The organism is Serratia sp. PL7 (genome assembly GCF_945957435.1).
In genome coordinates this window covers 293,316-305,902 of the sequence record NZ_CAMFLB010000004.1, presented here as the reverse complement: position 1 = coordinate 305,902, position 12,587 = coordinate 293,316, and the positions used below count along the sequence as shown (strand labels likewise).

Annotated in this window: 10 protein-coding genes; 1 reads left to right on the top strand and 9 read right to left on the bottom strand. The window is 60.9% G+C overall.

The features are described 5' to 3' along the window. Nucleotides 1–126 precede the first annotated feature (126 nt). The 3 genes from folA to N6G83_RS21650 form a co-directional block, all read right to left on the bottom strand. Nucleotides 127–609: a type 3 dihydrofolate reductase gene (gene folA / locus N6G83_RS21660; RefSeq protein WP_025301539.1), complete on the bottom strand. Its 483-nt coding sequence runs from the start codon at nucleotides 607–609 to the stop codon at nucleotides 127–129. A 143-nt stretch (nucleotides 610–752) separates the two neighbouring features. After that, entirely contained in the window at nucleotides 753–1,217 is a 465-nt protein-coding gene (locus N6G83_RS21655; protein WP_260515860.1) for a threonine/serine exporter, read from the bottom strand. Further along, complete coding sequence (locus tag N6G83_RS21650) at nucleotides 1,214–2,014, bottom strand: threonine/serine exporter ThrE family protein (RefSeq protein ID WP_043135990.1); 801 nt, start codon at nucleotides 2,012–2,014, stop codon at nucleotides 1,214–1,216. Before N6G83_RS21650 ends, N6G83_RS21655 begins: the two co-directional genes overlap by 4 nt. 127 nt (nucleotides 2,015–2,141) lie before the next feature. On the opposite strand from N6G83_RS21650, the gene N6G83_RS21645 reads away from it, so the two are divergent. Continuing rightward, complete coding sequence (locus tag N6G83_RS21645) at nucleotides 2,142–2,756, top strand: LysE family translocator (protein WP_025301536.1); 615 nt, start codon at nucleotides 2,142–2,144, stop codon at nucleotides 2,754–2,756. A 36-nt stretch (nucleotides 2,757–2,792) separates the two neighbouring features. Here N6G83_RS21645 and kefC read toward each other — a convergent pair whose 3' ends face one another. The 6 genes from kefC to N6G83_RS21615 form a co-directional block, all read right to left on the bottom strand. Then, nucleotides 2,793–4,646 (bottom strand): glutathione-regulated potassium-efflux system protein KefC, encoded by a 1,854-nt coding sequence (gene kefC, locus N6G83_RS21640; RefSeq protein WP_025301535.1) that lies wholly within the window; start codon nucleotides 4,644–4,646, stop codon nucleotides 2,793–2,795. Continuing rightward, nucleotides 4,639–5,196 (bottom strand): glutathione-regulated potassium-efflux system oxidoreductase KefF, encoded by a 558-nt coding sequence (gene kefF, locus N6G83_RS21635; protein WP_260515863.1) that lies wholly within the window; start codon nucleotides 5,194–5,196, stop codon nucleotides 4,639–4,641. Before kefF ends, kefC begins: the two co-directional genes overlap by 8 nt. 170 nt (nucleotides 5,197–5,366) lie before the next feature. Further along, a complete protein-coding gene (carB, locus tag N6G83_RS21630) occupies nucleotides 5,367–8,591 on the bottom strand; it encodes a carbamoyl-phosphate synthase large subunit (protein WP_142590890.1) in 3,225 nt (1,074 codons plus the stop codon). A gap of 16 nt (nucleotides 8,592–8,607) precedes the next feature. Then, nucleotides 8,608–9,756, bottom strand: a complete 1,149-nt coding sequence (gene carA, locus N6G83_RS21625) for a glutamine-hydrolyzing carbamoyl-phosphate synthase small subunit (protein WP_071826157.1) — start codon at nucleotides 9,754–9,756, stop codon at nucleotides 8,608–8,610. Between the two features lie 470 nt (nucleotides 9,757–10,226). After that, nucleotides 10,227–11,048, bottom strand: a complete 822-nt coding sequence (gene dapB / locus N6G83_RS21620) for a 4-hydroxy-tetrahydrodipicolinate reductase (RefSeq protein WP_260515866.1) — start codon at nucleotides 11,046–11,048, stop codon at nucleotides 10,227–10,229. Nucleotides 11,049–11,311: 263 nt separating this feature from the next. Beyond that, nucleotides 11,312–12,571 carry a glycosyltransferase gene (locus tag N6G83_RS21615; protein WP_049294815.1) on the bottom strand — a complete coding sequence of 420 codons (1,260 nt, stop codon included), beginning with the start codon at nucleotides 12,569–12,571 and terminating at the stop codon, nucleotides 11,312–11,314. Nucleotides 12,572–12,587 lie beyond the last annotated feature (16 nt).

The following is a 12,587-nucleotide window of genomic DNA, read 5'->3' as shown; positions in this document are numbered from 1 at the left end:
GTGGCGCTCGGAGTTGGGCTTCATACTAATCAGGTAATGTGACGGAAAGGTTACGAATGACCGGCGCAAAAAGACCGGGGGCGCAATTGCTTGCGCCCCCGGGGATAGCTGGCTAACGCGCTGAAATCAGCGGCGCTGCAGGATTTCGAAGCAGTAGCTGTGCGAATTCAGCTCGTCGGCGTCGTGGAATTCGCTGAACGTGGTTTCCCACTCGTCCGGCTCGTAATCCGGGAAGTGAGTATCGCCGCCGACTTCGGCGTCGATGTGCGTCAGGTACAGGCGATCGGCGCGCGGCAGCAGCTGGGTATAGATGCGCCCACCGCCGATCACCATCACTTCTTCCACCTCACCCGCGGCGGCCAGCGCCTCATCCAGCGAGGTCACCCAGGTCACCCCGGCGGCATTACCTGGGCGGCTGCTCAAAACGATATTGTGGCGGCCCGGCAGCGGGCGGCCGATGGACTCGAAGGTCTTGCGGCCCATAATAACCGGCTTATTCAACGTGTTGCGTTTAAACCACGCCAGGTCCGCCGGCAGGTGCCACGGCATGGCGTTTTCCATGCCAATAACGCGATCCGCCGCCAAGGCAGCGATCAGGCTGATAATCATTGTTTAACCCTGTGTAGGCAGCAAAATTGGTGACACTATACGTAAAGGCCTGAGTGCCGTCGATAGGCTAATCAAGCAAGATGAATATATAAGATAGCTCTTATCAGCATATCTAATAACCAACGATCGCCCGCCGGGAAATTTCACACGCCGGGGCGTTTGCGATACAGCCACAGGCCCGGTAACGACAGGCCGATCGACAACGCGCCTACAATGAAACTGGCCTTGAGGAAATTGGTGATCATGGTCTCCATCAAGGCTTCGCTGTAGCCAAGATGCGAGATCTCTACCACAGTTATCATCGCGGTATAGGCGGAAATGTCGGGGAACATCGGGATCACCGCCGCCACGGTGAACACCTTCGGATGCGCCAACAGCCAGCGCGACCAGTAGATGCCGATGATACCGATCAGGATCGCCGCCAGCAGCGACGCCCACTCGATATTCATGCCAGCGTGCATCATCAACATGCGCGAGCCGCGCCCGATTGCCCCGAGCAACGCGCAATAGCGCAGCGCACGCAGCGGTACGTTGAACACCATGGCGAAGCCCAGCGCCGGTACCGCCGCCAACAGCATCTCCTGCAACAATGCCCACAGCAGAGTCATGACCACCCCCGCAGATCCCACAGCGACATCGCCATCACCACCCCGATGCAGGTGGCCAGCGTCAGCAGGCTGGCCATCGCCCAGCGCGCCAGCCCGGTGTTGACGTGCCCCTTAAACATATCGGCCACTGCGTTGATCAGCGGGAAGCCCGGCACCAGCAACAGCACGCTGGCGGCCATCGCCACGCTCGAGGTCTCTTTAAACACCGGTAGGCGCAGCAGCAGCCCAGATATCGACGTAGCGACAAACGCCGTCAGGCAAAAATTGATCAGCGGATTCATCTGGCGGGCGGTGAGGATCTGGCGCACCAGCATCGCCGCGCCGCTGGCGATAAAGGTCACCAAAAAGGCGTCGCCGCCGCCGCCGTTAAGCATGCTGAAACATCCACAGGACAGGCCCACCATCAGCACCACCAGCCAGCGCGGGTAGCGCAGCGGCCGGATCCTTTCAAAGCGACGCGCCACGTCGTGCGCATCCGCCAGGCGATGCTCGGCGAGGATCACGATATGCTGCACTTCGGTCACCACCTGCATATTGATGCCGCGATCGACATTCTTGCGGGTGGTGGTCAGGCAGGCGCCGTGGCTGAGGGTGGTCAACACCACCGCATTGGCGGAGATTGAACTTTCCACGCTGTCCATCCCCAGCGCCAACCCCAGGCGGGTCGACAGCTGTTCCACCACCGTGCTCTCGGCGCCGTGCTGCAACAGCAGCAGCGCGCATTGAATGCACAAGCGGGTAATTTCACGCTGTTGCCGGTGCGGCTCCGGCCTCTCTGTGGCGGTAGTCTGCTGCATGGTGCTCCGTCGCTGGCGGTAGATGAATTATTATCATAGAGCCTAACAATACCTCATTGGGTTGATGCGCATCAGAGGAAGCGGCGTTATTATCGCCAGAACTCTGTCTTTTGCGCGAGACGCTCCCATGCTTGAAACTTCGCTGTTCGTCGCCGGCATTGCCGCCCTCGGCATGCTCTCCCCCGGCCCGGATTTTTTCCTGGTGATCAAAAACGCCGCCCGCTATCCTCGGCTAGCCGCCATGATGACCGCATTCGGCGTGATATGCGGTGTCGCCACCCACATGTCCTACTGCGTCGCCGGGCTGGCGGTGGTGATCACCACCACGCCGTGGCTGTTTAACCTGCTGAAATACGCCGGGGCGGTCTATCTGGTGTGGATCGGCATCCAGGCGCTGCTGTCGCGCGGCGGCGGCAAAATGAACGTCAGCAATCTGCCGCAGCAGCAGGTCAGCCTGAAGAGCGCCTTTGCGCAAGGCTACCTGTGCAACCTGCTGAACCCGAAAGCCACCCTGTTCTTCCTGGCGGTATTTACCCAGGTGCTGCAGATCGATTCCGGCCTGGGCGACAAGCTGTGGTACGCGGGGATTATTCTCGGCCTGTCGGTCATCTGGTGGCCGCTGCTGGTGTTCCTGATCCAAAGCGGGCCGGTGCGCCGCGGGCTGGAAAAGACGCAGAAGGTCGTCGACAAATTGCTGGGTGGCATGCTGATCGCCTTAGGGATCAAGGTCGCGTTGAGCTAAGCAAAAAAACGGGGCGCCATTACGGCGCCCCTGCTGTTATCCTTTGGCTTCCACCACCTCATCTTCCGGCGCCTTGCCGTCGATACTGCCGCGCCAGCCGGTCTGCTGCACCCGCGACAGCCGATTCTGATCCTGCTCGATGGCCGCACTGAGCATCTCCTTGGCTCGCTGCAGGCTGGCGATACGGAATTCAGTATCCTGATAATTCTCCAGCGTGTCTTCCAGCATCTTCAGGTTATAGCGGCGGAACGTGTCCGCCTTCTCGCGCGCCTCATAGGCGTCCAGCCCCAGCAGTTCCAGCGTTTCACGGCCGATGCGCAGCGAGCTTTCGAAAGTTTCGCGCTCCGGTTTTTCCACCCCTAGCTGCCGCAGCTGATACCAATGATCGACGTCGCGCGCCCGCGCCACCACCTTCAGATGCGGGAAGTGCTGCCTGGCCAGCTCGGTTAACGCCAGGCTGTCTTCCACATCGTCGATGGCGTTGATCAGCACCTTGGCGTGAGCGGCGCCGGCGGCCTCCAGCAGATCGGCCCGCGTGGCGTCGCCGTAAAACACCTTGGTGTCGAATTTGCGCAGCGTTTCAATATGGTCCGGATCGTGATCCAGTACCACGGTGTGCACGCCGTTGGCCAACAGCAAACGGCCGGCGATCTGGCCGAAACGGCCGAAGCCGGCAATGATCACGCTGGCATTCTCGTCGTCGATGACGTCAGCCGGGCGCTCCTCTTTCGGCGCATTTTTTTCCAGCTGCGCGGCGATCACCAACAACAGCGGCGTGGCCGCCATCGACAGCGCTACCGCCAGCGTCAGCGATTTGGCCCATTCGACCGGCAATACGCCGGCCAGCTGCGCGGCGCTGAAAATCACAAAGGCAAACTCACTGCCCTGGCCCAGCAGAATGGCGAACAGGCCGCGCTGGCGCTTCGGCACCCCGAGCAGCGGCCCAATCAGCCACAGCAGCGCCGCCTTGATCAACATAAAGCCCAGCAGCAGCGAGGCGATCAGCAGCGGGTGATGGAACAGGGTGCCGAAGTCAATCGACATGCCAACGCCGATAAAGAACAGCCCCAGCAGCAACCCCTTGAACGGCTGAATATCGCTCTCCAGTGCGTGACGGTATTCCGAGCTCGCCAGCAGTACCCCGGCGAGGAACGCCCCCATCGCCATCGACAGTCCGGCCATCTCCAGCAGGATGCCAAAACCGAACACCAGGAACAGCGCCACGGCGCTGAACACCTCGCGCATGCCCGAACGGGCGACGAAGTGCAGCAGCGGGCGGGTGACGTAGCGGCCGAGCAGCACCACCATCGTCAACGCGCCCACCACCTTGGCCGCCGACAGTACGAAAGCGCCCAGCGTGGTGGTGGCGCCGCTGCTGGCGAGCAGCGGGATCATCGCCACTAGCGGGATCGCCGCGATATCCTGGAACAGCAGCACCGCAAACGCGCTGCGGCCGATTGGCGACGGCGTCAAATTACGTTCGCTCATCGCCTGCATGGCGATGGCGGTAGATGAAAGCGCCAGCGTCAAACCGATCAGCAGCGCCACCTTCCAGTTGAGGCCGAGGAAGTAACAGAAGGCGCTCAGCGCCAGGCCACAGCCCACCATTTGGATGCTGCCGCCGCCGAACACCGAGGCGCGCAGCGTCCACAGCCGCTTGGGATCCAGCTCCAGGCCGATGATAAACAGCATCAGCACCACGCCGATCTCGGCGAAGGTCAGGATCGACTCGGCATCCGACACCAGCTTCAGCCCCCAGGGGCCGATAATACAGCCGGCGATCAGGTAGCCAAGCACCGAGCCCAGCCCCAGTCGCACCGCGATCGGCACGAACAGCGCCGCGGAGCCGAGGTAGATCAGTCCCTCGATCATCATGTGATGGTTATCCATGGCTGGCCTCCCGGGTTTCCGCTTCGGCATGTTCCATCAGGTAGTCAACCAACCGCTGGCGGTAGGCTTCGCCGGCGGCGAGCAGCGCCGGCTCGTTGCAGGTAAAGGTGTTGTGCACGGCGAAATAAGGTTGCCAGTTCATGCCGCAATAGATCGCCGTAGCCTGCAGCGGCTGCGCCAGCGTAGCGAAGTTAGGAAAGTCGCCCAGCTCGAAGTGGTGCTCGTCGCCGCCGCTGGTCACTGCCCACAGGCAGCCTTTACCCACCAGCGCATTGCCGTCGTGGCCGTAGGCCCAGCCGTGCTCCAGCACTTTGTCGATCCACAGCTTCAACAGCGGCGGGAAGCTGTACCACTGCATCGGATGCTGCAGCACCACCAGGTCGGCGCGCTCCAGCGCCTGTTGCTCGGCGTTGATATCGATATTGAAATCGGGGTACAGCTCATACAGCGAGCGCACCTCTACCTCGGGGAGATTCCTCACCGCCTGCAGCAGGCGCTGATTGGCATGCGAATGCCGGGGATACGGGTGAGCATAAATTATCAGAATCATTGTTATCGTCGTTCCTTCGTTTCTTGCCAATACACCAAGCATATACCAATCACACAGAGTGACAGTTTGCCCACTGATTGATAGCGGAAATTTTTAACGCCAGCCGACAAATTCGCTGAATAAAAAAAGGCGCTGCATCTGCAGCGCCCTGGCATAACGTTCTCGCGCGGTTACTTGCCGATACGCGCGTGCATTTCCTGCACCGAAGTCACCTGCTCGGTCGGATCCGCTTTCAGCGCCATCGCGGTGGCAAAGCCGCCGTTCAGCGTGGTGTCGTAGTGCACCTTGTACTGCAGGGCGCTGCGGCGAATCAGCTTGGAGTCCTCAATCGCCTGGCGGCCTGCCGTGGTGTTGACGATGTAGGTGTACTCGCCGTTCTTGATACGGTCTTGAATGTGCGGACGCCCTTCGTGCACCTTGTTGACCAGGCGCGGGTTGATGCCCGCTTCGCCCAGCACCACCGCGGTGCCGTGGGTGGCATCCAACTCGAAGCCCTGCTTCAGCAGGCTGGCGGCCAAATCGACCACGCGGGCTTTATCGCCTTCGCGCACCGACAGCAGCGCGCGGCCCTGCTTCTTCATGCCCGAGTTGCTGCCCAGCATCGCTTTGGAGAAGGCTTCCGCGAAGGTGCGGCCTACGCCCATCACTTCCCCGGTAGAGCGCATTTCCGGCCCCAGAATCGGGTCGACGCCCGGGAATTTGTTGAACGGCAGCACCACTTCTTTCACCGAGTAGTACGGCGGGATAATTTCTTCGGTCACGCCCTGCTCAACCAGCGTTTTGCCCGCCATCACGCGCGCGGCCACTTTGGCCAGCGGCACGCCGGTCGCTTTGGACACGAACGGCACGGTACGCGCGGCGCGCGGGTTGACTTCAATCAGGTAGACTTCGTTGTCTTTCACCGCGAACTGCACGTTCATCAGGCCGCGCACCTGCAGCTCGAACGCCAGTTTTTCCACCTGACGACGCATCACGTCCTGAATTTCCTGGCTCAGGGTGTACGCCGGCAGCGAACACGCGGAGTCGCCGGAGTGCACGCCCGCCTGCTCGATGTGCTCCATGATGCCGCCAATCAGCACGCGCTCGCCGTCGCAGATAGCATCGACGTCCACTTCCACCGCGTCGTCCAGGAAGCGGTCCAGCAACACCGGTGCATCGTTGGACACGCTGACCGCGGTCTGGAAGTAGCGGCGCAGGTCGATTTCGTCATAGACGATTTCCATCGCCCGACCGCCCAGCACGTAGGAAGGACGCACCACCAGCGGATAGCCGATGCCCGCCGCCTTCTCTACCGCCTGCTCGATGGCGGTGACGGTGGCGTTGGCCGGCTGCTTCAGGCCCAGGCGGTTGACCGCCTGCTGGAAGCGCTCGCGGTCTTCGGCACGGTCGATGGCATCCGGGCTGGTACCGATGATCGGCACGCCTGCAGCTTCCAGCTCGCGCGCCAGCTTCAGCGGGGTCTGGCCGCCGTACTGCACGATAACGCCTTTCGGCTTCTCGATACGCACGATTTCCAGCACGTCTTCCAGCGTTACCGGCTCAAAGTACAGGCGGTCGGAGGTGTCGTAGTCGGTGGAGACGGTTTCCGGGTTGCAGTTGACCATGATGGTCTCGTAACCGTCTTCGCGCAGCGCCAGCGAGGCGTGCACGCAGCAGTAGTCGAACTCGATGCCCTGGCCGATACGGTTCGGCCCGCCGCCCAGCACCATCACTTTCGGCCGGTCGTTGGTCGGGTTGGACTCGCACTCTTCTTCATAGGTGGAGTACATGTAGGCGGTGTCGGTGGCGAATTCCGCCGCGCAGGTATCCACGCGCTTGTACACCGGATGCAGACCGTGGCTGTGACGCAGCTTGCGAATTTCGCTCTCGGCGACACCGGCTAGCTTGGCCAGACGCGCATCGGCGAAGCCCTTGCGCTTCAACGTGCGCAGGAAGTCTTTGTCCAGGCCATTGATGCCCGCTTCGGCTACCTGCTCTTCCAGGCGCACCAGCTCTTCAATCTGCACCAGGAACCAGCGATCGACGTTGGTCAGGTTGAAGACGCCGTCGACCGACAGACCGGCGCGGAAGGCGTCGGCGATGTACCAGATGCGGTCGGAACCGGCGTCTTTCAGCTCGCGGCGGATTTTGGTCAGCGCTTCCGGATCGTCCAGGCTCACTTTCGGATCGAAGCCGGTGGCGCCCACTTCCAGACCGCGCAGCGCTTTCTGCAGCGACTCCTGCTGAGTGCGGCCGATGGCCATCACTTCGCCGACCGACTTCATCTGGGTAGTCAGGCGATCGTTGGCGCCGGCGAACTTCTCGAAGTTGAAGCGCGGGATCTTGGTCACGACGTAGTCGATGGACGGCTCGAACGACGCCGGAGTGCGGCCGCCGGTGATGTCGTTCATCAGCTCATCGAGGGTATAGCCCACCGCCAGTTTGGCGGCGATCTTGGCGATCGGGAAGCCAGTGGCTTTCGACGCCAGCGCCGAAGAGCGCGACACGCGCGGGTTCATCTCGATGACGATCAGGCGGCCGGTTTTCGGGTTAACCGAGAACTGCACGTTGGAGCCGCCGGTTTCAACGCCGATCTCACGCAGCACCGCCATCGAGGCGTTGCGCATGATTTGGTATTCCTTGTCGGTCAGGGTCTGGGCCGGCGCAACGGTGATCGAGTCGCCGGTGTGGATGCCCATGGCGTCGAAGTTTTCGATGGAGCAAACGATGATGCAGTTGTCGTTCTTATCACGCACCACTTCCATCTCGTACTCTTTCCAACCGATCAGCGATTCGTCGATCAGCAGCTCGTTGGTCGGCGACAGGTCCAGACCGCGTTCGCAGATCTCTTCGAACTCTTCGCGGTTGTAAGCGATGCCGCCGCCGGTGCCGCCCATGGTAAAGGAAGGACGGATAATGCACGGGAAGCCGACGTCAGCGGCTACCGCCAGCGCTTCTTCCATGGTGTGTGCGATGCCGGAACGCGCGGTATCCAAACCGATTTTCTTCATCGCCACGTCGAAACGGCGGCGGTCTTCGGCCTTGTCGATGGCATCGGCGGTCGCGCCGATCATGGTGACGCCGAACTCGGCCAGCACGCCCTGACGCTCCAGCTCCAGCGCGCAGTTCAGCGCCGTCTGGCCGCCCATGGTCGGCAGCACCGCATCCGGGCGCTCTTTTTCGATGATCTTGCGCACCACTTCCCAGTGGATCGGCTCAATGTAGGTCGCGTCGGCCATCTCCGGGTCGGTCATGATGGTCGCCGGGTTGGAGTTGACCAGAATGACGCGGTAGCCCTCTTCGCGCAGCGCTTTACACGCCTGGGCGCCCGAGTAGTCGAACTCACACGCCTGGCCGATAACGATCGGACCCGCGCCGAGGATCAGGATGCTTTTTATGTCTGTACGTTTTGGCATTTTTTACTGCTCCTGATTATTTGGCGTTAGAACGGTAAGTCTCAATCAGTTCGATAAAGTGATCGAACAGCGGCGCGGCGTCGTGCGGGCCTGGGCTGGCTTCCGGGTGGCCCTGGAAGCTGAACGCCGCCTTGTCGGTGCGGTGAATGCCCTGCACCGTGTGGTCGAACAGCGATTTGTGCGTCACGCGCAGATTCGCCGGCAGGTTGTTTTCATCTACCGCAAAGCCGTGGTTCTGCGCGGTGATCATCACGGTGTTGTTGTCCAGATCCTTCACCGGGTGGTTGCCGCCGTGGTGGCCGAGCTTCATCTTCATGGTTTTCGCCCCGCTGGCCAGCGCCAGCAGCTGATGGCCCAGGCAGATGCCGAACACCGGAATGTCGGTTTCCAGGAACTGTTTGATGGCGGCAATGGCGTAGTCGCACGGCTCCGGGTCGCCCGGGCCGTTGGACAGGAAGATGCCGTCCGGATTCATTTTCAGCACTTCGTCGGCTGGGGTCTGCGCCGGCACCACGGTCAGGCGGCAGCCGCGATCCACCAGCATGCGCAAGATGTTGCGTTTGGCGCCGTAGTCGTAAGCCACCACGTGGAACGGCAGTTCCGCGGCGGTTTTGGCTTCCGGCAGATCGCCTTCAAGCGTCCAGCTGCCTTGCTGCCAGCTGTAGGCCTCTTGAGTGGTGACCTCTTTCGCCAAATCCATGCCCTTCAACCCCGGGAAGCCTTGCGCCTTGGCCAGGGCCAGCGCGGCGTCCGGCGAATCGGCGGCGACGATGCAGCCGTTCTGGGCGCCTTTTTCGCGCAGCAGGCGGGTCAATTTACGGGTATCGATATCGGCGATCGCCACGATGTTGTGACGCTTGAGGTAGTCGGACAGGCTTTCTTCACTGCGGTAGTTGCTGGCGATCAGCGGGAGGTCACGAATGACGAGGCCTTGGGCGTGTACTGCGGAGGATTCTTCGTCGGAAGCATTGGTGCCGACATTGCCGATATGAGGATAAGTAAGAGTAACGATCTGGCGGGAATAGGAAGGATCAGTGAGGATTTCTTGATAACCGGTCATCGACGTATTGAAGACCACTTCCCCCACTGCCGTTCCCTCTGCCCCGATGGCCCGACCGTGGAATTGGGTTCCGTCTTCCAGAACCAATAGCGCTGACTTTATCAAAACATCCTCCGAGGAATAATCAATCACAATATTTGCATATTAATTCAGATATCGCGATCTAAATCAATGCAAAAACCGTCCGCGAGGCCAATTTTTGGCAAATTGGGCGCATTTTAATGATGAGTGCCTGGCTTGTCTACCCAAACTGCCATTTTTTGTTTTATTTTTGCAGTTCTCGGCGCTCATGCGGCGTGAGCGGCGATAAAAACACAGAAAACCGGGGCTAGGAAACGGTTGCGGGGAAGAATGACGGAAAACGCGGCCAGAATGGGACGAAAAAGACGCTAAAAAATCTGTCAGCGGAAAAAACGGAGGTAATCAGCAGGATAAACACACAAAAACAACCACTTCAATGACAAAGTCAACAAAACATAATATTTATCATGTTAAAAAAAAGGACAATAAAATTATTGCCCTATTATCATAGCATTATGATCAACACAACCACATCACGATGGTATTCAATTTAGTTATATCTGGTCCAAACTTAGCACATCGCGCATATCAAACAGGCCTTTATCCCGGTTATGCAACCAGGAAGCCGCGCGCACCGCGCCGCTGGCAAAAGTCATACGGCTGGAGGCCTTATGGGTGATTTCCACCCGTTCACCGATGTCGGCGAACATCGCGGTGTGCTCGCCGACGATGTCGCCGGCGCGAATGGTGGCAAAGCCGATGCTTTTCGGATCGCGTTCGCCGGTATGGCCTTCGCGCGCATAGACCGCACAGCTTTTCAGATCGCGCCCCAGCGCGCCGGCGATCGCTTCGCCCATGGCCAACGCCGTGCCCGACGGCGCATCCACTTTGTGGCGATGGTGTGCCTCAACGATTTCGATATCGGTATAGTCGCCCATCACCTGCGCGGCCTTCTCAAGCAGTTTCAGCACCAGGTTGACGCCGACGCTGAAGTTGGCGGCGAACACGATGCCGATATGCTGCGCCGCATCGCGGATCGCCTGCTTGCCGGCGTCATCAAAGCCGGTGGTACCAATCACCATCGCCTTATGGTGCGCCACGCAAAATTCCAGGTAGCCCAGGGTGCTTTCAGGGCAGGTGAAGTCGATCAGAATGTCGAACTCGCTCGCCACGTTATCCAGACTGTCGCTCACCTTGACGCCCAGCGCGCCGATGCCCGCCAGCTCGCCGGCGTCGACGCCGATCAGGCTTGAACCCGGGCGCGACAGCGCCGCTCCCAACACCACGCCTTCCGCCTGCTGCACCGCCTGGATCAACTGACGGCCCATCCGGCCGCCGGCGCCCGCAATCGCAATGCGGATTTGTGAATCACTCATGCTTGCTCTCTTCTTGTTTTGACGCCTATCCCATTAGGCTATCGATTCAGGGTAACCGTCCCACTTCAGCGTCGCCAGAGGATTCATTTCATAATTAGAAAATTATGATATTCCCCCGCTTTCATCAGCGGCGCTGTCGTGAGATTAACATTCAACCGATTTGGCGGCCTGCGACGATTGTACATAATCATGCAGTTTCCATGGCAAGAAAATGCAGAAAAAAGGCGCCGAAAACGGCGCCTGGGGAAAGGAACACTGCGAGGTCAGGCGGTAATGGCGGCCACTTCGTTGGCGATCGCCGTGAGCGCATCGTGGCGGGCATAGTCCTCACGCACCAGCGCTGCGCGTTGCCGATAGATCGGCTGCTGCAGAATACGCGACGCCGCCGCCAGGATCTGTTCTGCGCTCGGCGTGCTGGTGTGCAGACTGATGCCGCAGCCGGCGGCCACCACGCGCGCGGCCGCCTCCAGCTTGTCCTCGCCGGTGCCGGCGACAATCAGCGGCACGCCGCTGTCCAGCGCATAGTTGATCGAGCCGTAACCGCCGTTGGTGATCAGCAACGCCGCCTGCGGTAACCAGTGTTCGAAGGAGATGAACGCCCGCACTCGGGCGTTGTCCGGCAACGCGTCCATCAGCCCTTCGGTCGCTCGCCCGCCGGTGGTGGCCAACACCCGCACCGGCAGATGCGCCAGCGCCTGCAGCGTCGGCACGATCAGCTGATGCAGATCGACATTGGCCAGCGTGCCCTGAGACACGATCACCAGCGGCCGACGATCGTCCTCCTCCCACAGCGCCTCTTCCGCGGCCGGTTGACCACCGCTGCGCAGCGGCCCGACGAAGCGCACACCGCTCGGCAGGTCGTCGCGCTCATATTCCAGCGCCGTGGTGGCCAACTGCAGGAAACGCTCGCAGCCGCCGATCAGCGCATCGGTAAACGGGCGATTCAGCGGCCGCCCGCCCGCTTGCACCAGCGCGGCATCAAAGCTTTGCTGCACCTCATCAAGCAACACCCGCGTCGCTTCATCCACCAATTGCTCGCGGGTCAGCGCCCGCGGCAGCAGCGCCGGCGGGATGCGCGGGCCATAGAAAATGGCGTCGCGCGAAGAATACGACAGCGGCGTGACGCCGATCCCGAAGACCGGCGGCCGTTCGGCGGACTGCAGCAGCGGCAGCACGCCGTAGAAGCAGTTCTCCACCATCAGCAGATCGGTCTTTTCGGCGGCGATGGCCGCACGCAGCTGACGATCCAACAGCGGGATCGGCGCGGCGAAGAAATCTTTCAGCGCCAGCGCCATCTGCGCATTGCCCGGCGGCAGCGCGGCGCGCTCGGGGAAATGCTCCTCCAGGTGGCGATAGTCGAAATCCACCTGCGCGTCGAACGGCACGAAGCTCGCCCCAGCCGCTTCGGCGCGTTCGCGGAACAGCGCGCCGGTCATCACCCGCACCTGATGCCCTTGGGCAATCAGGTGGCGAGCGATGGCCAACATCGGGTAGACGTGCCCCGGAGTGGCGACCGCCGCCATCAGTATCCTTGCCATA

Bases quoted from the DNA above. Each gene is read 5' to 3' on its own strand.
- folA (WP_025301539.1), bottom strand. From the start codon at position 609: ATGATTATCAGCCTGATCGCTGCCTTGGCGGCGGATCGCGTTATTGGC.
- N6G83_RS21655 (WP_260515860.1), bottom strand. From the start codon at position 1,217: ATGACTCTGCTGTGGGCATTGTTGCAGGAGATGCTGTTGGCGGCGGTA.
- N6G83_RS21650 (WP_043135990.1), bottom strand. From the start codon at position 2,014: ATGCAGCAGACTACCGCCACAGAGAGGCCGGAGCCGCACCGGCAACAG.
- N6G83_RS21645 (WP_025301536.1), top strand. From the start codon at position 2,142: ATGCTTGAAACTTCGCTGTTCGTCGCCGGCATTGCCGCCCTCGGCATG.
- kefC (WP_025301535.1), bottom strand. From the start codon at position 4,646: ATGGATAACCATCACATGATGATCGAGGGACTGATCTACCTCGGCTCC.
- kefF (WP_260515863.1), bottom strand. From the start codon at position 5,196: ATGATTCTGATAATTTATGCTCACCCGTATCCCCGGCATTCGCATGCC.
- carB (WP_142590890.1), bottom strand. From the start codon at position 8,591: ATGCCAAAACGTACAGACATAAAAAGCATCCTGATCCTCGGCGCGGGT.
- dapB (WP_260515866.1), bottom strand. From the start codon at position 11,048: ATGAGTGATTCACAAATCCGCATTGCGATTGCGGGCGCCGGCGGCCGG.
- N6G83_RS21615 (WP_049294815.1), bottom strand. From the start codon at position 12,571: ATGGCGGCGGTCGCCACTCCGGGGCACGTCTACCCGATGTTGGCCATC.